This is a genomic window from Acidovorax sp. FJL06, from assembly GCF_003852545.1.
Lineage (GTDB): Bacteria > Pseudomonadota > Gammaproteobacteria > Burkholderiales > Burkholderiaceae_C > Acidovorax.
In genome coordinates this window covers 100,380-122,315 of the sequence record NZ_QAJR01000012.1, presented here as the reverse complement: position 1 = coordinate 122,315, position 21,936 = coordinate 100,380, and the positions used below count along the sequence as shown (strand labels likewise).

13 protein-coding genes are annotated in these 21,936 nt (G+C 68.8%); 4 read left to right on the top strand and 9 right to left on the bottom strand.

Going from position 1 to position 21,936, the window contains the following annotated elements; all coding sequences use genetic code 11:
* Positions 1 to 7: 7 nt before the first annotated feature.
* The 9 genes from DBV10_RS07775 to glnE all read right to left on the bottom strand — a co-directional run bounded on the left by DBV10_RS07775 (position 8) and on the right by glnE (position 14,052).
* Positions 8 to 799: a DUF1365 domain-containing protein gene (locus DBV10_RS07775; RefSeq protein ID WP_124512264.1), complete on the bottom strand. Its 792-nt coding sequence runs from the start codon at positions 797 to 799 to the stop codon at positions 8 to 10.
* The gene (locus DBV10_RS07770) at positions 796 to 2,115 is read right to left on the bottom strand and encodes an NAD(P)/FAD-dependent oxidoreductase (RefSeq protein ID WP_124512262.1); all 1,320 of its coding nucleotides are present in this window, start codon (positions 2,113 to 2,115) and stop codon (positions 796 to 798) included. Before DBV10_RS07770 ends, DBV10_RS07775 begins: the two co-directional genes overlap by 4 nt.
* Before the next feature lie 244 nt (positions 2,116 to 2,359).
* A complete protein-coding gene (locus DBV10_RS07765) occupies positions 2,360 to 2,941 on the bottom strand; it encodes a glutathione peroxidase (protein WP_124512260.1) in 582 nt (193 codons plus the stop codon).
* 284 nt (positions 2,942 to 3,225) lie between these two features.
* Positions 3,226 to 4,437, bottom strand: a complete 1,212-nt coding sequence (locus DBV10_RS07760; RefSeq protein ID WP_124512258.1) for an HD-GYP domain-containing protein — start codon at positions 4,435 to 4,437, stop codon at positions 3,226 to 3,228.
* Positions 4,438 to 4,560: 123 nt separating this feature from the next.
* A complete protein-coding gene (locus DBV10_RS07755) occupies positions 4,561 to 7,677 on the bottom strand; it encodes an efflux RND transporter permease subunit (protein ID WP_124512256.1) in 3,117 nt (1,038 codons plus the stop codon).
* Between the two features lie 11 nt (positions 7,678 to 7,688).
* Complete coding sequence (locus DBV10_RS07750) at positions 7,689 to 8,906, bottom strand: efflux RND transporter periplasmic adaptor subunit (RefSeq protein ID WP_233589846.1); 1,218 nt, start codon at positions 8,904 to 8,906, stop codon at positions 7,689 to 7,691.
* Positions 8,907 to 8,980: 74 nt separating this feature from the next.
* Complete coding sequence (locus tag DBV10_RS07745; RefSeq protein WP_124512254.1) at positions 8,981 to 10,429, bottom strand: efflux transporter outer membrane subunit; 1,449 nt, start codon at positions 10,427 to 10,429, stop codon at positions 8,981 to 8,983.
* Positions 10,426 to 11,157 (bottom strand): TetR/AcrR family transcriptional regulator, encoded by a 732-nt coding sequence (locus DBV10_RS07740; protein WP_124512252.1) that lies wholly within the window; start codon positions 11,155 to 11,157, stop codon positions 10,426 to 10,428. The genes DBV10_RS07745 and DBV10_RS07740 overlap by 4 nt, the downstream gene beginning before the upstream one ends.
* A gap of 138 nt (positions 11,158 to 11,295) precedes the next feature.
* On the bottom strand, positions 11,296 to 14,052 hold the full coding sequence (glnE, locus tag DBV10_RS07735) for a bifunctional [glutamate--ammonia ligase]-adenylyl-L-tyrosine phosphorylase/[glutamate--ammonia-ligase] adenylyltransferase (RefSeq protein ID WP_124512250.1): 2,757 nt from the start codon (positions 14,050 to 14,052) through the stop codon (positions 11,296 to 11,298).
* 98 nt (positions 14,053 to 14,150) lie between these two features.
* Here glnE and DBV10_RS07730 point away from each other — a divergent pair, with 98 nt between their 5' ends.
* The 4 genes from DBV10_RS07730 (at position 14,151) to DBV10_RS07715 (ending at position 21,918) form a co-directional block, all read left to right on the top strand.
* Complete coding sequence (locus DBV10_RS07730; protein ID WP_124512247.1) at positions 14,151 to 18,317, top strand: YhdP family protein; 4,167 nt, start codon at positions 14,151 to 14,153, stop codon at positions 18,315 to 18,317.
* A complete protein-coding gene (locus DBV10_RS07725) occupies positions 18,314 to 19,129 on the top strand; it encodes a carbon-nitrogen hydrolase family protein (protein ID WP_124512245.1) in 816 nt (271 codons plus the stop codon). The genes DBV10_RS07730 and DBV10_RS07725 overlap by 4 nt, the downstream gene beginning before the upstream one ends.
* A 7-nt stretch (positions 19,130 to 19,136) precedes the next feature.
* Positions 19,137 to 21,203, top strand: coding sequence for a nitrogen regulation protein NR(II) (locus tag DBV10_RS07720; protein ID WP_124512243.1), 2,067 nt, complete (start codon positions 19,137 to 19,139; stop codon positions 21,201 to 21,203).
* A gap of 85 nt (positions 21,204 to 21,288) precedes the next feature.
* Positions 21,289 to 21,918: a response regulator transcription factor gene (locus DBV10_RS07715; RefSeq protein WP_124512241.1), complete on the top strand. Its 630-nt coding sequence runs from the start codon at positions 21,289 to 21,291 to the stop codon at positions 21,916 to 21,918.
* Positions 21,919 to 21,936 lie beyond the last annotated feature (18 nt).

Below are 21,936 nucleotides of genomic sequence, written 5' to 3'. Positions count from 1 at the left end.
ATGGAAATCAGCGGGTCACTGCGGCGGCGGGCGCCTCGGGCTTGCGGTGGAAACGCACGCGCTTGAGCCACAGCTGCAGCGCGTGCCAGTGAATGCGGGCAATGATGGCCAGCGTCATGGCGGGATAACCCCAGAGCGCCTGGCGCAGGGTCTGCGGGGTGATGGCGTGCAGGGTTCCGCTCACGCTGGTCTGGATGAGCGGGCCGGTATCGTCGTCGTGGTCGATGCGCACCACGGTGCGGCCCGCGTCCTGTGCACCGGCCTCGGTGCGCATGAAGCGAAAGCGGTAACCGCCACTGACTTCGCAGAACGGCGACACATGGAACACCTTGCGTGCCTGCTGCTCCACGCCGTACTGGGGGGCATCCAGCAGATAACAGTGGCGCTCGCCAAAGGTGTTGTTCACCTCGACCACGATGGCGCGCAGGCTGCCGTCGGCACGGTGGCAGTACCAGAAGCTCACGGGCTTGAAGGTGTAGCCCAGCACGCGCGGGTAGCAGTGCAGCCAGACTTCGCCCGTTGCATCGGTGATGCCTTCGGTGCGCAGCAGCTCGTCGAGCCAGGCCAGCGCCCCGCCCTGCACGGCGCTGCGGCCGTCGCCGTGGTCCACGTCATGAAAACTGATGGCACCGCTTCGGTTCACGGCCAGCGCGCTGCGCAGGCCGGGCAGGCTGCGCATGGGCAGCATCAGGAAAAACGTGGGGTAGGCAAATGCATGCCGCCGGGGCCGCAGCCGCGCGTGGCGCACCTGACCGAAGCCGATCAGGGGCGCTGCGGGCGGGGCTGAAGCGAGACTCACGCGGCCTCCGCCATGGGTGTGGGCAGGGTGGCACGCAGCCGTTCGGCCACGGCCAGTCCGGATTTCAGCCCGTCTTCATGGAAGCCATAGCCCGTCCAGGCGCCGCAGAACCACGTGTTCTGCTGCCCTTGCAGCTTGCCCACTTGCTGCTGCGCACGGATGGCGGCCATGTCGAACACCGGGTGTGCGTACTCGTAGCTGCCGATCACGTTTTCGGGGGCAATGTCGCGCACTGGGTTGAGCGACACCACCACGGGCTGGGCAAATGGCACAGGCTGCAGCTGGTTGATGAGGTAGTGCAGGCACACGCGGGCCGACTCGCGGCTCTTTTGCTGGGCACGCTCGTAGTTCCACGCGGCCCAGGCAGCGCGGCGCGCAGGCAGCACCGAGGTGTCTGTGTGCAGCACGGCGCGGTTGGCCTGGTAGCGGATGGCGCCGAGCACGGCTCGTTCCTGTAGGGTGGGTTCGGCCAGCAGCGCGAGCGACTGGTCGGAATGCGTGGCCAGTACCACCTTGTCGAAACGCTCTGAATAGCCTGCAGTCAACACGCGCACACCAGCCGCGTCGCGTTCGATGCGGCGCACGGGGGTGTTCAGACGCTTGTCGGCAATGCCCGCCACAATCTTCTCCACGTAGTGGCGCGCACCACCGGAAACCGTCCACCACTGTGGGCGGTTGCTCACCTGGATGAGCCCGTGGTTGTGGCAAAACCGGATCATGGTGGCCACGGGGAACTTCAGCATCTGGTCGGTGGGGCAGCTCCAGATGCAGCCCAGCATGGGCAGGAAATACCAGTCGCGGAACGCGTCGCCAAAGCGGTGCTCGCGCAAGAAGTCGCCCAGTGGCTGCATCAGCGCCGCCTCGGCCTGTTTTTCTGCAATGCGCGTGCACAGCTTGTTGAAGCGCAGCAGGTCGCGCAGCATGCCCAGAAAACGCGGGTTGACCAGGTTGGAGCGCTGGGCAAACACGGTGCTGAGGTTGGTCCCGCTCCACTCCAGCGCACGGCCGCCGCCAGGTCCGCTCAGGGCACTCGGTACCTGCACCGAGAACGACATGTCGGATTTGGCGGTCTCCACGCCCAGCTCGGCCAGCAGGCGGATGAGGTGGGGGTAGGTGCGCTCGTTGAACACCAGAAAGCCAGTGTCCACACCGTGGGTGACTGGGGTGCCCGAGGCATCGGGCAACGTCACATTCACCGTGTGTGTGTGGCCGCCAAAATAGTCACCCGCCTCAAACAGCGTGATGTCTGCCTGGCCGCGCAGTTGATGCGCGACCGACAGCCCGGAGATGCCGGAGCCGATGATGGCGATTTTCATGACCGGCTCCCTCTGGCCGATGCACGGAATAAAAAGGTTGCGAAGCGTCCCGAAACGAATAAGAGAGGGAGGGAGGAGAAGCGCTCCAGGAGGTCAGTCGGAACCCGGGGGCCCGAAAGGCTTCGCAACATTAAAACTGTACGCTGCGCAATCGTCTTGCGCAATGGATAGAGTGGTGCCATTTCCGCGAAGTTCCAGAGCTCGCCCGGAATTTTTATAAAAAAACGTAAAGAAACCATGGCGCTCACCGGGGGGCGGGCCGGGCCAGTTGCTGCTCGATGGCCCGCACCAGGCCCTTGTTGTCAGGGCCGGTCAGGCTGGAATAGTTGTCCACCACTTGGCCGTCACGCCCCAGCAGGTACTTGTGGAAGTTCCAGCGCGGCGCGGTGCCTGACAACTGCGCCAGCTGCTGGAACAGCGGCGAGGCCTCGGGGCCTTTCACGCTGCTCTTGGCGAACATCGGAAATTTCACCCCGAAGGTGTTCTCGCAGAAGTCCGCGATCTCCTTGTTGCTGCCTTTTTCCTGGGCAAAGTCGTTGGACGGAAAGCCCAACACCACCAAGCCCCTGTCCTTGTAGCGCGCATACAGCTCCTCCAGCCCCTTGTACTGGCCGGTAAAGCCGCAGAAACTGGCCGTATTGACCACCAGCACCACTTTTCCGCTGTATTGGCACAGCGACTGGGGCTTTTCGTCCTGCAGGCGGGGGAAGCTGTGCTTCAGCGTACTAGGACATGGGGCCTCAGTGTCGGCCGCCTTTGCCTGGGGCGCCAGCAACAGCCCCGCCAGCAGGGCAGCCAGGGAGATACAGCGTGACTTTGTGTTCATGGGGTGTTGGGCAGCTGGCAAGTAATGGGGACAATTTAACCGCTTCATCATTTTTTGTCCACATGAGTTTTTATTTGTACTGAACGGTATACGCATCGCCCTCGCCTTTGGATTCATATTTCCGACATGGCAGCATGGGTAGGCCCGCCCGCTCTGCGTACAGCACGCGAGCAAGCGCACGCGGGCCATGCCCGCAAGATGCTGGGCCGGCGGGCAGAACGGGGGAAAAGGGGAAAAGAAGGGGGAACTGCTGGCGACACCCAAGGCGCGCCCAGAGGCAGAGGTCAGACCATCTGCAACAGACGGTGCAGCGAGAGCTTGACCCGCACATCCTTGAAGGCCACCACACCGGTGACCTTCCAGGGTGGCATGCCCGAATCGCGCGGGATGGGCTCGCCCGTGGGCATGCCGTCGCGGTTGGTCACCACGGCCACCTTGGGCGTGGTGGCGGTGGTGCCCCGACGGATCACCACACCCACCTCGCGGCTGGCCAGCCGCACAAAGGCGCCCGGCGGGTACACACCCAGAGTCTTCACCAGCGCAGCACCGGCTTCGTCCGCCTGCTGCTCTTCGTCGTAGTAGCTGGCCTGCATGGCAGCCGTGACCGGCATGGGCCAGCGGGCAGCGCGGGGCGCGAGCCGTGCGCCGAAGATGTCGGCACGCTGAACAAGGCGCGCCATCTGCTGGGCATCCGTCTTCTGGTCCAGTGGGCCGGGGGTGCGGTGGTGGTGGCAGCGGACGGCCTCCAGCCATACCGGGTCCGCCACGCCCAGATGGCGCAGCAGTGCCTCGGAACGCTCGGCGTGGTTTTCTACTGCGGCGATCTGCGCCGCAGTCAAAGGATGGGTCTGCTGGGCCAACTGGTCCTGCAACTCCGTCATGGAGATGTTCATGCTGAGAGCCGCATGCCCCACCTGCTGCACCCGGCCCGCAGGCCAGCGCAGCATCTCACGCGCCACCACCATGCACACGCAGCTCACCAGCATGGAGTGGGTAGCGCTGTACATGCGTGTTTCCTGGGCCGACAGGTAGATCAGCGCCAGCAGGGTGGCGTCGGGTGTCTGCTCGCAGTGGCGGGCCAGTTCTTCATGCAGTGCCTGGAAGCGCGCACCAAAATCGCTGGGCGAGGGCGTACGCAGCAGTTGCGTGGCGCGCAGCTGCAGCTCAGGCCAGTCCGCCTGGGCCCGGGCAGCCTCTGCACGGGCCCGGCTTGCAGATTCCTCGGCGGCCGTCATCTTCATGGCGGCGATCTCGCCCAGGTTGGTGTCCGCTATCAGCATGCGCTGCAGCTGTGCCAGGTAGGCTCGGTGGCTGCCGCCCGACTCGTCGGTGTCCACACACAGCTGGCGCCCCCGGGCTACCATCTTGGCCAGTTCCTCCCGGGTGCGGATCACATAGCCTTTTTGGGCCAGCAGGGCGCCATCGGAGCCCCGCAGCACAAAAGGCAGCGGGTGACCGAGCTGGATGGATTCGATGTTGAGGCCGACGAGGTTCATGGTTCTCTGCACATTATCCAACGCACCGCGCCCGGCAAACCCTTCGCCTGCCGGGTGATTTCCCGGCTTTTCAGCAGACGCAACCCCCGTGTTGCCGCCCGGCCCTCAGCGCCTGGACGACAGTCAGTGCGCCGTGGGTGGCGCGGGTGGCAAGGCTTCGGCAGGCTCACGCGCCGGGTGCAGGCCCCGCAATCGGCGCAACATGCGCCCGAACCACTGGCCCAGGTCGTCTACGCTGGTGAACACTGGCGGAATCACAAGCAGGCTCAGCAGCGTGGAGGTGATGAGCCCCCCGATCACCGCCACCGCCATGGGCGAGCGGAAGCTGGCGTCCGCCGCGCCAAAACCGATGGCGATGGGCAGCATGCCCGCGCCCATGGCCAGCGTGGTCATGATGATGGGCCGCGCGCGCTTGTGGCAGGCGTCGATGAGAGCCTCCAGACGCGTCATGCCATGCTCGCGCCGCGCCAGGATGGCGTACTCGACCAGCAGGATCGAGTTTTTGGTTGCAATACCCATGAGCATGATGAGCCCGATGAGCGAGGGCATCGAGAAGCTCTTTTGCGCCACCAGCAGGCCCACAAACGCCCCGCCCAGCGACAGTGGCAATGCCGCCAGGATGGTGACCGGGTGCAGGAAGTCCTTGAACAGCAGCACCAGCACAATGTAGATACACAACACGCCCGTCAGCATGGCCAGGCCAAAGCTCGCAAACAGCTCGCCCATCATTTCGGCATCACCGATCGTGATCTGGCGCACGCCCGGCGGCAGGTTCTGAATGGAGGGCAGGGCCTCCACAGCCTTCGTCACATCGCCCAGGGGCTGGCCCGAGAGCTCGATCTCGAAGTTCACGTTGCGCGCGCGGTCGTAGCGGTCCACCACGGCCGGGCCGCCACTGAACTCCAGCGTAGCCACCTGGCCCAGCATGACCGGGCCCTTGCTGCCCTGCACCGGCAGGCGCTCCAGCAACGACAGGTCTTTGCGCGCGTCGTCCCGCAGCTTGACCACGATGGGCACCTGGCGCGAGGCCAGGTTGAGCTTGGGCAACGACACGTCATAGTCGCCCACCGTGGCGATGCGCAGGGTTTCGGCAATCGCGCTGCTGGTCACGCCCAGGTCGGCGGCGCGCGCGAAATCAGGGCGCACGGCGATCTCCGAGCGCACCAGGCTGGCGGTGGACGACACACTGCCCAGGCCAGGGATGGTGCGCAGGTCCTTCTCGACCGCCAGCGCGGCAGTGGTCAGCGCCTGCGGGTCATCGCCGGTCAGCACCAGCACGTACTTCTCGCCCGAGCCGCCCAGGCCCACCTTGCTTCGCACGCCAGGCAGGGTTTCCAGCGCGGCGCGGATCTGGTTCTCGATGCCCTGCTTGCGCGGGCGGTCGCCCCGCTCTGCCAGCAGGATGGTGAGCGTGGCCTTGCGCGTCTCGGCGTTTGAGCTACCCATGAAAGGATCCCCCCCCGCAGTGCCACCGCCAATGGTGGTGTAGACGCTCTTCACATGGTCCACCCGCGCGATGCGCTCGCGCGCGTCCTCGGCCGCCGCGCGGGTCTGCGACAGCGTGGCGCCAGGGGGTAGCTCCAGGTACACCTGGGTCTGCGAGTTGTCGTCGGGCGGTATGAAACCCGTGGGCAGCAGCGGGATCAGCGCCAGCGATCCGATGAAGAACGCCGCAGTGCCCAGGAAGGTGACCCAGCGGTGCTTGATGCACCATGCCGCCCAGCGCAGGTAGGTCGTCATCCAGCGCGGGTCCTTGTGGCCACCCGCGATGGGTTTGAGAATGTAGGCCGCCATCATGGGCGTGAGCACACGCGCCACCACCAGGCTGGCAAACACCGCCAGCGACGCCGTCCAGCCAAACTGCTTGAAGAACTTGCCGGCAATGCCGCTCATGAAAGCGGTGGGCAAAAACACCGCGATCAGCGTAAAGGTGGTGGCCACCACGGCCAGACCAATTTCATCGGCGGCCTCCATGGCCGCCTGGTAGGGCGTCTTGCCCATGCGCAGGTGGCGCACGATGTTTTCAACTTCCACGATGGCATCGTCCACCAGGATGCCCACCACCAGCGACATGGCCAGCAGAGTGATCACGTTGATGGAGAAACCCAGCAGGTGCATGCCGATGAATGCCGGGATTACCGACAGCGGCAGCGCCACGGCCGACACAAAGGTCGCGCGCCAGTCGCGCAGGAACAGCCATACCACCAGCACGGCCAGCAGCGCGCCTTCATACAGCAGGTGCATGGAGCCGTCGTATTCCTCCTGCACAGGTTGCACGAAGTTGAACGCCTCGGTGATAGTGAGGTCGGGGTGCTGGGCGCGCATCTCCTGAAGGGCCACCTGCACGGCCGCGCCCACCTCAACTTCGCTCGCGCCCTTGCTGCGCGCCACCTCGAAGCCCACCACCGGCTTGCCGTTGAGCAGGGCCAGGGCACGCGGCTCGGCAATGGTGTCAGACACCGTGGCCACCTGGTCCAGGCGGATTTTCCGCCCGTCAGACAACGCCAGCGTGAGGTCGGCCAGCTCCTGCGCCGACTGCACGGTGGCCAGCGTGCGCACGGGCTGCTCGCTGCCGCCCAGGTCAGTGCGTCCTCCGGCGCTTTCGGTCTGCACCTGGCGCAGCTGGCGCGACACATCGGCCGCCGTCGCCCCCAGGGCCTGCAGCTTGACCGGGTCGAGGGCCACATGCACCTCGCGCTGCACGCCGCCCACGCGGGTGACCGCACCCACGCCGCGCACGGTGAGCAGCTTCTTGGCCACGGCATCGTCAACGAACCACGACAGCGCCTCGTCATCCATGCGGCTTGACGCGATGGTGAACGCCAGCACGGGCTGCGCGGCCAGGTCCATCTTGGTCACGATGGGGTCGCGCACATCGCCCGGCAGCTCGCCGCGCACGCGGGCCACGGCGGAGCGCACGTCATCCAGAGCCTCCTGCGTGGGCTTTTCCAGCCGGAACTCGGCGGTGATGGTGGCCCCACCATCCTGCACCTTGGTGTAGATGTGCTTGAGGCCCTGCAGCGTGGCGATGCTGTTCTCGATCTTGCGCGCCACGTCGTTTTCAAGCTGCGCGGGCGATGCGCCCGGCAGCGCCACGGTCACCGAGATCGTTGGCAGATCAATGTCCGGGAAGTTCTGCACCTTCATGGCGTTGAAGGACAGCAGGCCGCCGAAGGTCAGCAGCACAAACAGCATCAGCGCCGGTATCGGGTTCTTGATGGACCAAGTGGATACATTCATCCGATTGCTCCTCAATTGATAGCATTCAGCGCTTTACCATCGCGCGGTGAAGGCTGTTTTTGCTTTGAATCTGCGGGCACTGGGGCCTGCACGGGCGCGGCAGGGGCCGCGGTCGCTGCAGCCACGCGCACCAGGTCGCCGTCGTTGAGGAAGCCCGCGCCGCGCACGGCCACCGAGGCATTGGCGTCCAGGCCCGTGAGCACCTCGACGCGGTCGGCTACGCGGCGGCCTGCCTGCACCTTGCGCTGCTGCACGCGCTGCTCGGGCCCCACCACAAACACGTACGAGAAGCCATCGCGCACGACCAGGGCCTCCTGCGGAACGGTGAGCGCATCGCTGTTGCCCAGCGCAAACTCGCCGCGCGCAAACATGCCCGCCCTGAAGTCCGCGTTGGCGGGCAGGTCCACATACACCAGCGCGTTGCGCGTCTGCGGGTCCACCGTGGGCGCGACCATGCGCACCGTGCCCTCGGCCGTGGCGCCGCTGGCCGCCGTCACGCTGACCTTGGCACCGGGTTGGACACGGCGCAGTTCGGTCGAGGTGACTTCGGCACGCCACTCCAGGCGCCCCTTGCGCACCATGCGGAACAGCTCGGTGCCCGCGCCGACCACCGCGCCCACGGTGGCCGTGCGGGCCGAGATCACACCGCTGTCGGGCGCCACCACCTGGGTGTATTTCAGGCGCAGCTGCTGCGCGTTGAGCGTGGCCTGGGCGGCCTCCACCCGCGCCTGGGCCGTCTTCTCGGCCGTGGTGAACTGCTGGATCTGCTGCTGGCTCAGGGCGCCCGTGGCCTGCAAGGCGCGGGCCCGGTCGGCGTTGGCCGCTGCCTCGGCCGCATTGGCCTGCGCTTCAAGCAGGCCGGCGCGCATCTGCGCCACATCGGCCTGCACCGTCTCGGCCGAGAAGGTGGCCAGCACCTGGCCGGCCTTGACCACGTCGCCCACGTTCACGCGCACATCGGTCAGGCGCAGGCCATTGCTTTCGGCGCCGATGCTGGCCTCCTGCCAGGCGGCCACATTGCCGTTGGCGGCCAGGCGCAGGGGCACGGAGGTGCGCTGCGGCTGGGCCGTGCTCACCGTGAGCGCGGGGCGGGGCTGGTTGGCCTTGGGCTCATCGGCCGCGCGCGATGCGCCCGAGAAAACCAGGGCGCCGCCCGTGGCCAGCACGCAGGCGGCGATCACGGCGAAGGCGGTGGGCGAGAACTTGAAACTCTGCGTTGGCGTTGTCATTTTGGTCTGTCCGTTCATCCAGTCGGTGTCAGGAAAAGGAGGCCGGCGATCCGCCTTGCCTCCATGGTTTTCACTCAGCGTGCAGCGGTGGCCGCAGCGGAGGGAGTGGCCGTGGCGATGGCTGTTTGCCCGTCCCATCCACCGCCGGCTGCGCGGTACAGCGCAATCCAGGCGGCCTGGCGTTCGTGCTGCAGCGCGACCAGCGCGTTCTCGGCGGCGAGCGAGGTGCGCCGGGCATCTTCCAGCTCGACCAGGCTGGCCAGCCCGCCGCGCCAGCGCGCCTCGGTCGCATCGAACGAGGCGCGGTAGCCCTCGGCCGCCGTGCGCGCGCTCGCATTGCGCTCGGCCGTGCTCTGCAGCCGCACCAGCGCCTGCTCCACCTCGCCCACGGCCTGGCGCACCTTGGCGCGGTACAGCGCGGCGGCCTCGTCGTAGCGCGCCTGCGCGGCGTCGGTTTGCGCCGCACGCCGGCCGCCGTCGAACAAGGGCACGCTCAGCGCCAGCGGGCCGATGGTCCAGGTGTTGAAGTCGGTCGTCGCGCCGCCCGTGCGCAGCCACGCCGTGCCCACCGAGCCACTGAGCGACAGGCGCGGGTAGCGCTGCGCCTGTGCGCTGCCCACTTCGGCGCTGGCGGCAGCCACCTCGCGCTCGGCGTTGTAGACATCGGGGCGCTGGGCCAGCACCTGCGCAGGCAGCGCGGCCATGGCAAACAGCGTGTCGGTCGCTGCAGCGACCGGCGTGGCCAGCCGCGCGCGCAGGGCGGGTTCTTCCCAGCCCGTGAGCGCCACCAGCGCCTTCACCTCCACATCGCACTGCATGCGCTGCTGCGAGACGCGGGCCTGGGCCTCGGCGGCGCTGGCACGCGCCAGGGCCGCCGTGGCGGGCGCCGTGAAGCCCGCGCGCTCACTCAAGCCGGACAGGCGCGAGGTCTCGCCGCGCGACTGCGCATCGCGCTCGGCCACCTGCAGCTGCGCCAGGCAGGTGCGCAGGCTGCTGGTCTGCTGCGCCACCTCGGCCGCCACGCTCACACGCGCCTCGTGCCACAAGGCCTGTGCGCCCGCCAGCCGCTCCTCGGCGGCGGTCCTGGTGGCGCGGTTGGCACCAAACAGGTCCAGCTCCCAGCTCGCCTGCAGCCCGGCCTGCGCCGTGGTGGCAATGCCTCCGATCTGCTCATTCACGCCCCGGCTGGCGCTGGCCTGCGCGTCCAGCGACGGCAGCAGCGCGGCGCGGCTGCTGACCTGCGTGGCGCGGGCCTGCACCAGGCGTGCCTGGGCCTGGGCCATGCCCGGGCTCACGGCCTGGGCGGCGTCGATCAGCTCGACCAGCAGCGGGTCGCCGAGTTGGGTCCACCACCGGGCCATGTCGCCCAGCGAGCCCTGGTGCGGCAGCGGGGCCTGCCAGGCCACGGGTGGGGCCGCAGGCACCTGGGCAGGCGGTGCAGTGGTCGCGCAGGCGCCCAGGGCCAGGGGCAACACAACGGCCCAGGCCCATCGGGTCGTACTCACGGTAGTGCTCAATGTCATGCGTTGGATTCCTTCTGGTACGAAGTCCTGGAAGCGCGGCGCGCGGGCCCTTGTGTGGCCTGCCGCCGGATGATTTCCCCTTGCACCATGCCCAGGGCATAGCCGGTGAGCCGCTCCACCCACTGGTCCACCGCCGCCGCTGTCGCCAGCTGGGGGGCAATGGCCTGCAGGGGGTCGCGCTGCGTCCACAGCTGCATGATCAGACCCGCCAGGGAGAAGGCGAGGCGGTGCATGTCGTCGTCCACCGCCGGCACGCCCATGTGCCGGCACAGGACCTGGATGAGGGCCATGTGGGGCGCGCGGCACTCGCGTTCGATGAGTTCGGGCCAGACATGGGTCGGCTCCAGCAGCTCGCGCACATGCAGGCGCAGCGACTGTGTCACCAGGTCGTCGTGCTTGAGGGGCTCCAGGAAGCCCGCGAAATAACGCTGCAGCGCGCACGGCAGGTCCAGCGCCGGATCGGCGAACACCGGGATCAGTTCGCTGCTGCTGCCAAAGGGCTCATAGAACGTGGCGGTGTAGAGCTGGGCCTTGTCGCCAAAGTGGTAGGCAATGGCCGCCACATTGGTGCCCGCCGCCTGGGCGATGGCGCGCACCGAGGTCTGGGCAAAGCCCTTTTCGGAAAAGAGCTGCAGCGCGGCCTGCAGCAGGCGTGCGCGCGTGTCTTCGCCGTCGCTGCGGGCCGTGCGCTGGGCAGCGGCAGGAATGGAAAGGGCACCGGAACTCATGGCCCCGGATTAAACCACCAGAATTCAAACAGTTGTTTGAATTAGCGGATTTTCAGAAGGCGGAACCCCCACCAAAGTGCAACCATTTGTCACCCTTCACAACGGCGCTGCTGGCGGCCCGCCCAGGCCCGCGGGGCGCTACGCCCCTGCACCAAACACGGCCCGCCACAGTGCCAGCACGGCATCGCGTTCGGCCTGCAGGGCGGGCGGTGTGACATGGATGGGGGCTTCGTCCAGGCGTGCCACGTGCTGCACGCGGCGCAGCTCGCGGTACGCATCGGCGGCTGCCACGCCCACACCGGCGGGCAGCAGGCCCACCTGCTCGGCACGCTGCAGCAGCGCGATGTTGCCCACATTGCCGCGCAGCTCGGGGTGGGCAGCCGACTGCGACAGCACCAGGTACTGCACGGCGAACTCGGCGTCCACCATGCCCCCCACGCTGTGCTTCACGTCGAAGCGGCCGGCGGGCGTGGGGTGGGCCGAGCGCACGCGCTCGCGCATGGTCACGATCTCGCCCTGCAAGGCCAGCGGGTCGCGGGTGGAGGTGATCACGGCTTCGCGCACCGCATCAAAGCGCACCTGCAGGGCGGCGCTGCCCATCACAAAGCGCGCGCGTGTCATGGCCTGGTGCTCCCAGGTCCAGGCGGTGTTGCTGCCGCGCTGCTGCTGGTAGTTGGCATAGGCCTCGAAGCTGGTCACCAGCAGGCCCGAATTGCCGTTGGGCCGCAGGGCGGTGTCGATCTCGTACAGATCGCCCTCACCCGTCTTCACCGTGAGCCAGTTGATGAGCTTGCGCACAAAGGCCGCATAGACCTCAGGCGCGCGCTCGTCGTCGTCGTCGAACACAAACACGATGTCGAGGTCGCTGCCGTAGCCCAGCTCCTTGCCGCCCAGCTTGCCGTAGCCAATGATGGCGAACTGGGGTTCGTCGCGGTGGCGGTTCTTGAGGCGGCTCCAGCACCACTGGCTGGTGATGCGCAGCACGCTGTCGGCCAGGGCGCTGAGGTCGTCGGCCACCTGCTCGACGGTGATGCGGCGTTCCACGTCGCGCGCCAGGGTGCGGAAGGTTTCGGCATGCTGGGCGCGGCGCAGCAGGTTGAGCAGGGTTTCGTCGTCGTCCTCGCCCGTGGAGCGCAGCGAGGCCAGGCGCATGCCCAGCTCGCGCTCGAAGTCGGCCACCACAAACCGCTCGGACAGCAGGTGGTCACCCACCAGCTCGTCGATCACGCCGGGGTGCTGCAGCAGGTAGCGCGCGGGCCATTTGGCGGCGCCCAGCAGGTGCAGCAACTGCTCGTGCACCGAGGGGCGCTCCAGCAGCAGCGCCAGATAGCTCTCACGGCGCAGCAGGGGTTCGAGCCAGTTGGCCAGGCGCAGCGCGGCTTCTTCGGTCACACGGCCCTCTTTGAGCCACTGTGCGGTGCGCTGCACCAGGCGGAACAGGCGTGCGCGCGCCTCATCACGCAGGCCTTCCACACGCGGGTGGCTGCGCCATTCGGCCACGCGCTCGCGAAAGCCGGGGGGCAGTTGCTCCAGCAGGGCCTCCAGCTCGGGCGGGGGGGGCGCGGCGGCACGGGGCCCGCCGCAGCCGCCCCCGTTGCATTGCTTTTTGCCCGCGCCGCCGAGCAGGGTGTCGAACTCCTGCGCCACCAGTTCGCGGTGGGCGTCCAGCTCGTGCAAAAACGCGCAGCAGTCCTTGAAGCCCAGGGTCTGGGCGATCCAGGCCAGGTCGTCGTCGCGCGTGGGCAGCACATGGGTCTGCTGGTCGTCCAGGTACTGGATGCGGTGCTCCACCCGGCGCAGGAACACATAGGCCTGCGCCAGTGCATCGGCCGTTGCCTTCGGCATGAGGCCTGCATGGGCAAGCCGCCGCAGGGCGTCGAGCGTGGGGCGGCGGCGCAGCTCGGGGAACTGCCCACCACGCACCACCTGCAGCAGCTGCACGGTGAATTCGATCTCGCGGATGCCGCCGCGCGAGAGCTTCACATCGTTGGCGCGCTCCGGGTGGCCCGCGCTGCGCTTGGCGGCGTGGTCGCGGATCTGGCTGTGCAGGGAGCGCAGCGCATCGAACACGCTGTAGTCGAGGTATCGGCGGAACACAAAGGGCAGCACCACACCCCGCAGCGCCTGCACCTCGGGGCGGCCAATGCTGTCGCGCGGCGCCACCACCCGGCTCTTGAGCCAGGCAAAGCGCTCCCATTCGCGGCCCTGGATCTGCAGGTATTCCTCCAGCGCCGCCAGCGACACCGAGGCCGGGCCCGAGTTGCCGTTGGGCCGCAGCGCCAGGTCCACGCGGAACACAAAGCCGTGTTCGGTGGTGTCGCCCACCAGGCTGTAGATGGCCTTGACGGCGCGCGCAAAGTACTCGTGGTTGGAGATGCGGCCCCGGCCATCGGGCATACCCGCCGTTTCGCCGTCGTGTTCGTACACGTAGATCAGGTCGATGTCGCTGGACACGTTCAGCTCGCGCGCGCCCAGCTTGCCCATGCCGATGATCCAGAGCTGCACGGGCTGCCCCTGCGGCCCGCAGGGTGCGCCGTGGCGCTCGTCCAGCTCGCGGCGCGCCTGGGCGCAGGCGCGGTCCAGGGCCAGCTCGGCCAGCTCGGTCACGGCGCGGGTGATGTCGCCCAGCGGCGCCTGGGCCTCGCAATCGAGCTGGATCAGCCGCTCCATGACCAGCTGGCGCAGCATGCGCAGAGCGGTGCCGGTGTCACAGCCCCGGGCCCGCAGTGCGTCGTAGGCTTGCTCCATGGTGGCCAGCACCGGGGTGCCCGGGGGCAGCAGGGCCAGGTCGTTCGCGTAGCGGCGGTGCAGGCGCTGGTAGAAGCGCGAGTGCTCGGCCAGCGGCCCCTCGGGGAAGGGCGGGTTGCAACGGGGGTCAGAGGACGGTGCGGTCATGGCAGCCACAGCCCAAGGCTGCATCCATAAGAACACTGGTTTGTAGTGAACCCGCGCGAGGCCTGCGGGTCATAATTCCTGCCACATTCAATCCCACCATGATCGATCCCACCACGCACCCCTCACGCCTGCTCAAGATAGTGGCAGGTTTTGCGCGGTGGTCACTGGGCTTGCTGCTGGCCTTCTGGCTGCTGCTGACCATCGCATGGGGGGCCCTTCATGGCTGGATTGTGCCGCGAATCGGGGACTTTCGCCCACAGCTGGAGGCGCATGCCGCACGGGCTCTGGGGGTTCCCGTCCAGATCGGCGCCATCGAGGCCCGCACCACGGGGCTGGTGCCGTCGATAGAGCTGTCGGACGTGGCACTGCTGGACGCCTCGGGCCGCTCGGCCCTGCACCTGCCCCGGGTGGTGGTGGCCCTGTCGCCCCGCTCGCTGCTCAAGGGCGGGTTCGAGCAGCTGTATGTCGAGGGGCCGGAGCTGGACGTGCGCCGCGCCACCGATGGCCGCATCTATGTGGCGGGGCTCGAATTTGCCCAGCACCAGGGCGACAACAACGATGCGGCCGACTGGCTTTTCTCACAGGGCGAGGTGTTCATCCAGGGAGGCACCGTGCGCTGGACCGACGAGCAGCGCGGCGCCCCCGAACTGGCGCTGGAAAAGGTCAACCTGGTGCTGCGCAACGGCAACTGGCACCACCACATGCGCCTGGACGCCACCCCGCCACCGGCCTGGGGCGACCGCTTTTCGGTGGTGGGCCTGTTCCGCGCTCCGCTGCTGCGCGCCCGCGACGGCAACTGGAAACACTGGAACGGCCAGGTGTTTGCCGATTTCACACGCGTCGATGTCTCGCAACTGCACCACCATGCCGACATAGGCATTGCGGTGGCGCAGGGCCGTGGTGCGCTGCGCGCCTGGGCCGATGTGCGCAGCGGCCAGTTGGTGGGCGGCACGGCCGACCTGGCGCTGGCCGACGTGAACACCACCCTCAGCCCCGACCTGCAGGCGCTGGTGCTGCCCTCCATCCAGGGGCGCCTGGGCGCACGGCGGCTGAACGGCGGCTTCGAGTTCTCCACCCAGGGCCTGCAGTTCCAGACCAATGACGGCCTGACCTGGCCCGGCGGGAACCTGCGGCTCATCCACACAGCGGCCACGGGCAAGGCCCCGGAGCAGGGCGAGTTCCGCGCCGACCGCCTGGACCTGGCGGCGCTGGCGCAGATCGCCAGCCGCCTGCCCCTCGGGGCCACGGCCCACGACGCCGTGCGCACCTACACCCCGGAGGGCCTGGTCGATGACATCCAGGCCACCTGGAAAGGCCCCCTGGATGCCCTGCAGCAGTACCAGGTCAAGGGCCGCATCCGGGGCCTGGCGCTGGCCGGGGCCCCCACCAACACCGCGCCCACCCACCTGGGCCTGCGCGGCGCCACGGTGGACATCGACATGACCCAGGCCGGCGGCAAGGCGGCGCTCACCATGGCCTCCGGGGCGCTGGTGCTGCCGGGCGTGTTTGAAGACCCGGTGCTGCCGCTGGACCGGCTCAGCGCCGACCTGCGCTGGCAGATCGAAGGCGGCCGCATCGCCGTGCAGGCCAACGATGTGCAGTTCGCCAACGCCGACGCCCAGGGCGAAGCCCGCGCCACCTGGCACACCAGCGATGCCAGCAAGGCGCCCCACAAATCGCGTTTTCCGGGGGTGCTGGACCTCACCGGCGCGCTGAACCGCGCCGATGGCACGCGCGTGCACCGCTACCTGCCCCTGTCCATCCCCGCCGAGTCGCGCCACTATGTGCGCGACGCCGTGGTGGCGGGCAGCGCCAGCAACGTGCAGTTCCGCGTCAAGGGCGACCTGCACGACCTGCCGTTCAACGACCCCAAACTGGGCGAATTCCGCATCGCGGCGCGCGTCAAGGGCGTGACCTATGCCTATGTGCCCCCCTCGCTACAGCCTGCAGGCACCTTGCCCTGGCCCGCGCTGACGGACCTGGGCGGCGAGCTGATCTTCGAGCGCTCGTCCATGCAGGTGCGTGGTGCCAGTGGCGGCTTTGCGGGCAGCAAGGGCCTGCGGCTGTCCAAGGTGGACGCCAAGATCCCCGACCTGGCGCACACCGTGGTGGGCGTGAACGCCGACGCCCGCGGCCCGCTGGCCGAGCTGCTCACGCTCATGGCCACCTCCCCGCTGGGGCGCATGACCGGCAACGCCCTCGACCAGGCCAGCGGCACCGGCAATGCCGACTTCCAGCTGCGCCTGGCCCTGCCCATCAGCGACATCCACAAGTCCAAGGTGCAGGGCAGCGTCACGCTGGCGGGCAACGAACTGCGCATCACGCCCGACACGCCCGCGCTGAGCCGGGTGCGGGGCGCCGTGCAGTTCAGCGAAACCGGGTTTGCGCTGTCCAACGTGCAGGCCCAGGCGCTGGGCGGCAATGTGCGGCTCGAAGGCGGCATGCGGGCGCTGGGCCCCAACGCCCCGGCCACCGAATCGGCCGTGCAGGTGCGCGCCCAGGGCACCGCCACCGCCGAGGGACTGCAGCAGACGCCCCAGCTGGGCATGCTGTCGCAGCTGGCGCGCCGCGCCACCGGCAGCACCCCCTACACCCTGGCCCTGGCGTTCCGCCGGGGCGTGCCCGAGCTGCAGGTCAGCACCACGCTGCAGGGCCTGGCGCTGGCGCTGCCGCCCCCGCTGGGCAAAGCCGCCGACAGCAGCCTGCCGCTGCGCTTCGAGACCCAGGTGGCGCGCGAATCGCTCACCGGCCTGGCCGCCAACGGCAGCAACAACGGCAATGGCAGCAGCCCGCCACCGCTGCGCGACCAGATCACGCTGGACCTGGGCGCCCTGGGCTCGGCCACCTACCTGCGCGACCTCAGCGGCCCCCAGCCCCGCGTGCTGCGCGGCGCCATTGGACTGGGGCTGAGCAACGGCGAATCCGCCCCGCTGCCGGCGCAGGGCGTGGCCGCCAACATCAGCCAGGGCAAGGTGGATGTGGATGCCTGGGAGGATGTGCTCGCACAGGCCACCGCAGCCGAAGCCCCCACCCGCACGGCCAGCCCCGCAGCCCCCCCCGCCGGACCCGCCATGGCGCAGGACTACCTGCCCACCACCCTGGCATTGCGTGCGCGCGAGCTGACCCTGCAGGGCCGCACCCTGCACAACGTGGTGGCGGGCGCCCTGCGCGAGGGCACCACCTGGCGCGCCAACCTCGACGCCACCGAACTCAACGGCTACCTCGAATACCGCCCGCCCGGCTCGCCCGACGCCGCCAACGGCCGCGTATATGCCCGCCTGTCGCGCGCGAGCCTGCCCCAAAGCGATGTGGCCCAGGTCGAAGAGCTGCTCAACGAACAGCCCGGTGCCCTGCCGGCCCTCGACATCGTGGTGGACGAGTTCGAGCTGCGCGGCAAGCGCCTGGGGCACGTGGAGATCGAGGCACAGAACCGGGGCGGCGAGGGCGCCCAGCGCGAATGGCGCCTCGCCAAGTTCAACATCACCGCCCCCGAGGCCAGCCTCACGGCCAGCGGCAACTGGGCCGTGCTGAATGCAGCGGCCGCCAGCGCCCGCTCGGCCGAGCGGCGCACCGTGCTGAGCTTCAAGCTCGACATCCGCGACTCGGGGGACCTGCTGACCCGCATGGGCATGGCCAATGTGGTGCGGCGCGGCAAGGGCCGCATGGAAGGGCAGGTGGCCTGGATCGGCGCCCCGTTCAGCCCCGACTACCGCAGCATGAGCGGGCAGATCAACCTCAACGTCGAGTCCGGCCAGTTCCTCAAGGCCGACCCGGGACTGGCCAAGCTGCTGGGCGTGCTGAGCCTGCAGTCGCTGCCGCGCCGCCTGACGCTGGACTTCCGCGATGTGTTCAGCGAGGGCTTTGCGTTCGACTTCGTGCGCGGCGACCTGCGCATCGAGCGCGGCGTGGCCACCACCAACAACCTGCAGATGAAGGGCGTGAATGCGGCCGTGCTGATGGAAGGCCACGCCGACATCGACCACGAAACCCAGGACCTGCGCGTGGTGGTGGTGCCCGAGATCAATGCCATGACGGCCTCGCTAGTGGCCACGGCCATTAACCCCGTGATCGGCCTGGGCAGTTTCCTGGCCCAGGTGTTCCTGCGCGGGCCGCTCATCGAGGCCGCCACGCAGGAGTTCCGCGTGGACGGCACCTGGGCCGACCCCCGCGTGGTGCGCGTGGCACGCCGAGGCCGCGAGGCCAGCCCCGCCACCGACGCCACGCCCCGCAACAGCAGCCCCCCCAAAGCCGGAGAGCCCTCATGAAAGTTGCCGCCATTCAGATGGTGTCCGGCCCCCAGCGCGACGACAACCTGCGTGCGGCCCGCACCCTGCTGGAAGACGCCGCCCGGAGCGGTGCCGAGCTGGCCGTTCTGCCCGAGTACTTCGGCCTGATGGGCCACAAGGACACCGACAAGCTCGCGCTGCGCGAGGCCGAGGGCGACGGCCCCATCCAGCGTTTTCTGGCCGACACGGCGCGCACGCTGCAGATGTGGATCGTGGGCGGCACCCTGCCGCTGCAAACCGCCGCGCCGGACCGCGTGCGCAACACCACGCTGGTCTTCGACCCCAGTGGCGCCTGCGTGGCACGCTACGACAAGATCCACCTGTTCCGCTTCGACAATGGGCGCGAGCAGTACGACGAGGGCCGCGTGATTGAGGCCGGCAACGCCCCCGTGCAGTTCGACCTGCACGCGCGCGATGGCCAGCACTGGCGCGTGGGCCTGTCCGTGTGCTACGACCTGCGCTTTCCCGAGCTGTACCGGGCCCATGCCCGCGCACGCGCCGACCTGCTGCTGGTGCCCAGCGCCTTCACCCACACCACGGGGCAGGCCCACTGGGAGGTGCTGCTGCGCGCCCGCGCCATTGAAAACCTGGCCTATGTGCTGGCCCCCGCCCAGGGCGGCGTGCACCAGAACGGGCGCCACACCTGGGGCCACAGCATGCTGGTGGACCCCTGGGGCACGGTGCTCGCGCAGCAGGACCAGGGGCCAGGCACCGTAGCGGGCGTGCTGGACGCGCAGCGGCTGCGCGCGGTGCGCGCCCAGCTCCCCGCCCTGACGCACCGCGTGCTGTAACCACCCCGTGAACCCTCCCAAACCACAACGCACCCTGCTGCAGCGCTGGCGCGGCGCCTGGCGGCGCTGGTCGCTGTGGACGGCGCTGGTGCTGCTGGTGGTGTCGATGCTGGCCACCATGGTGTGGCTGGCGGGGCGCTACGAGGCCAGCCAGGTGCAGTCGCGCCTGGAGCGCGACACGGCCGACGCGGTGTCCGACATCCGCACCGCGCTCACGCGCAACCTGCAAAGCCTGCAGGCCCTGCCGGCCGACAACCCGGGCCAGCTGGCCTGGGAGGTCGAAGCCTCCGAGCTGCTGCGCAACCGGCGCGAGCTGGTGCGCATCGAATTGCGCGATGCCAACCTGCGCATGCGCACCCATGTGCAGTCGCCCTACCGCCCGGTGGCCTGGGACATGCGGCTGCGCGACAGCAACCAGTCCGACCTCACCATCGCCTGCGCCAACGCCCGGCGCCTGGGCAACCCCGCGTACTCCAGCAGCTACTTCCAGCCCCATGGCGACGGCCTGGGCTCGGAGATGATGGAGCTGTGCGTGCCCCTGTCCACCGGCGGGCGCGCCACAGGTTTCCTGGTGGCCACCTATTCGCTGCAGGACGTGCTCATCAACCTGGTGGCGCACAACCTCACGCGCAGCCAGGAGGCCTCGTTCACCGAACCCGACGGCACGCGCCTGGCCGTGATGGGCGCGGCCCGCCGGGGCTCGCGCATGTTCACCGCCCAGCACCTGCTGGACCTGCCCGGCGGCACCCTGGTGCTGCGCATGGACGGCTGGCACACCGCGCCCAGCCTGTTCCCCAATGTGCTCACGGCGCTGGTCACGGCCATGTCGATTGCACTGGTGACGGTGATGGTGGTGCTGGTGCGCGACAACCGCCGCCGCCTGCGCGCCGAGCGCGACCTGGCCGATGCGCTGGCGTTTCGCAAGGCGATGGAGGATTCGCTCGTCACCGGCCTGCGTGCACGCGACCTGCAGGGCCGCATCACCTATGTGAACCCGGCGTTCTGCGAGATGGTGGGTTTTGCCCCCCAGGAGCTGCTGGGCCTGAGCATGTCGGCGCCTTACTGGCCACCCGAGCGGGTGGAGGAATACCAGCAGCGCCAGGCCACCCGTTTTGCGGGCTATATGCCGCCACGCGAAGGATTCGAGTCCGAATTCATGCGCAAGGACGGCACGCGCTTTCCCGTACTCATCATCGAGGCGCCGCTGATCAACGCCCAGGGGCAACACACCGGCTGGATGAGCGCCTTCCTGGACATCAGCGAGCAACGCCGCGTGGAGGAACTTTCGCGCGCCTCGCAGGAGCGCCTGCAGGCCACCGCCCGGCTGGCCACGGTGGGCGAGATGGCCTCGCTGCTCAGCCACGAGCTGAACCAGCCGCTGGCCGCCATTTCGAGCTATGCCAACGGCTCACTGAACCTGCTGGAGCAGGCCGCGCCGCCCTCGGCCCCGGCCACTGCCGGCGGCGCCCCGGCCGCGCCCGATGCGCTGGACGACGTGCGCATGGCCATGCGCCAGATCGCCCGCCAGGCCGAGCGCGCAGGCCGCGTGATCAAGAGCGTGCACGACTTCGTGCGCCGCCGCGACCAGGCGCGCGAGGCAGTGCATGCACAGCAGCTGCTGGACGCCATCCTGCCGCTGGTGAGCCTGCAGGCGCGCAAGCTCGGCGTGCGGGTGCACACCACCGTGGAGCCGGGCCTGGCCCCCACCCTGTGCGACCGCACCATGGTCGAGCAGGTGCTGCTGAATCTGGCGCGCAACGCCATGCAGGCCATGGACGACCCCACGGTGCGCACCCGCGTGCTCGACATCCGGGTGCGGCGTGCGGCCTCCAACAAATACAGTGGCTGGATCGAATTCACCGTGACCGACCTGGGCACCGGCATCCCGCCCGAGGTGGCCGAACGGCTGTTCACCCCCTTCTTCACCACCCGCCGCGAGGGCATGGGCCTGGGCCTGAGCATGTGCCGCACCGTGATCGAGCAGCACGGTGGTTTCCTCGGATTCGCGCCCCATGAGCCGCGTGGTACGGTATTCACCTTCACGCTGCCTGTGAACAATGAGCCCCCCCCCTGAAGCGATTCGCGGCGGCCCCGCGCGGGCCCTGCCGGTTTCGTGGGCTGCGCGTGGCAGTCAATGCAATAGACAACTGAACCGACCTATGGAGCCCATCACCAACGCCACCGTGTACATCGTGGACGACGATGCCAGCGTGCGCGAAGCCCTGGCCTGGCTGCTGCGCTCGCGCAGGCTGCCCAGCGAGTCCTTTGACAGCGCCGAGGCCTTCGACGCCACGCTGCAAAACCGCCCGGCCCAGCGCCAGCCCTGCTGCCTGCTGCTGGATGTGCGCATGCCGGGCATGAGCGGGCTGGCGCTGTTCGACCTGCTCGCCGCGCGGGGCGACCTGGCCACCATGCCGGTGATCTTTCTCACCGGCCATGCCGACGTGCCCACGGCGGTGGACACCGTCAAGCGCGGCGCCTTCGACTTCTGCGAAAAGCCCTTCTCCGACAACGCGCTGGTGGACCGCATCGAGCAGGCGCTGGCCCAGTCCTCTGAACGCCTGCTGCAGCTGCGCGAGCGCAGCGGCCTGCAGGTGCGGCTCGCTGACCTGACCGACCGCGAGCGCGACGTGATGGACCTGGTGGTGGCCGGCCTGCCCAACAAGCTGATCGCCGACCAGCTCGACATCAGCGTGCGCACGGTGGAAGTGCACCGCTCGCGCGTGTTCGACAAGATGCAGGTCAAGTCGGCCGTGGAACTGGCCAACCTGCTGCGAACAGGGCAGTGACGCAAACCCCACACGGGC

Excerpts from the sequence above, each read along its gene's own strand:
- DBV10_RS07770 (WP_124512262.1), bottom strand. The coding sequence starts at position 2,115 with ATGAAAATCGCCATCATCGGCTCCGGCATCTCCGGGCTGTCGGTCGCG.
- DBV10_RS07765 (WP_124512260.1), bottom strand. The coding sequence starts at position 2,941 with ATGAACACAAAGTCACGCTGTATCTCCCTGGCTGCCCTGCTGGCGGGG.
- DBV10_RS07760 (WP_124512258.1), bottom strand. The coding sequence starts at position 4,437 with ATGAACCTCGTCGGCCTCAACATCGAATCCATCCAGCTCGGTCACCCG.
- DBV10_RS07755 (WP_124512256.1), bottom strand. The coding sequence starts at position 7,677 with ATGAATGTATCCACTTGGTCCATCAAGAACCCGATACCGGCGCTGATG.
- DBV10_RS07750 (WP_233589846.1), bottom strand. The coding sequence starts at position 8,906 with ATGACAACGCCAACGCAGAGTTTCAAGTTCTCGCCCACCGCCTTCGCC.
- DBV10_RS07745 (WP_124512254.1), bottom strand. The coding sequence starts at position 10,429 with ATGACATTGAGCACTACCGTGAGTACGACCCGATGGGCCTGGGCCGTT.
- DBV10_RS07740 (WP_124512252.1), bottom strand. The coding sequence starts at position 11,157 with ATGAGTTCCGGTGCCCTTTCCATTCCTGCCGCTGCCCAGCGCACGGCC.
- glnE (WP_124512250.1), bottom strand. The coding sequence starts at position 14,052 with ATGACCGCACCGTCCTCTGACCCCCGTTGCAACCCGCCCTTCCCCGAG.
- DBV10_RS07730 (WP_124512247.1), top strand. The coding sequence starts at position 14,151 with ATGATCGATCCCACCACGCACCCCTCACGCCTGCTCAAGATAGTGGCA.
- DBV10_RS07725 (WP_124512245.1), top strand. The coding sequence starts at position 18,314 with ATGAAAGTTGCCGCCATTCAGATGGTGTCCGGCCCCCAGCGCGACGAC.
- DBV10_RS07715 (WP_124512241.1), top strand. The coding sequence starts at position 21,289 with ATGGAGCCCATCACCAACGCCACCGTGTACATCGTGGACGACGATGCC.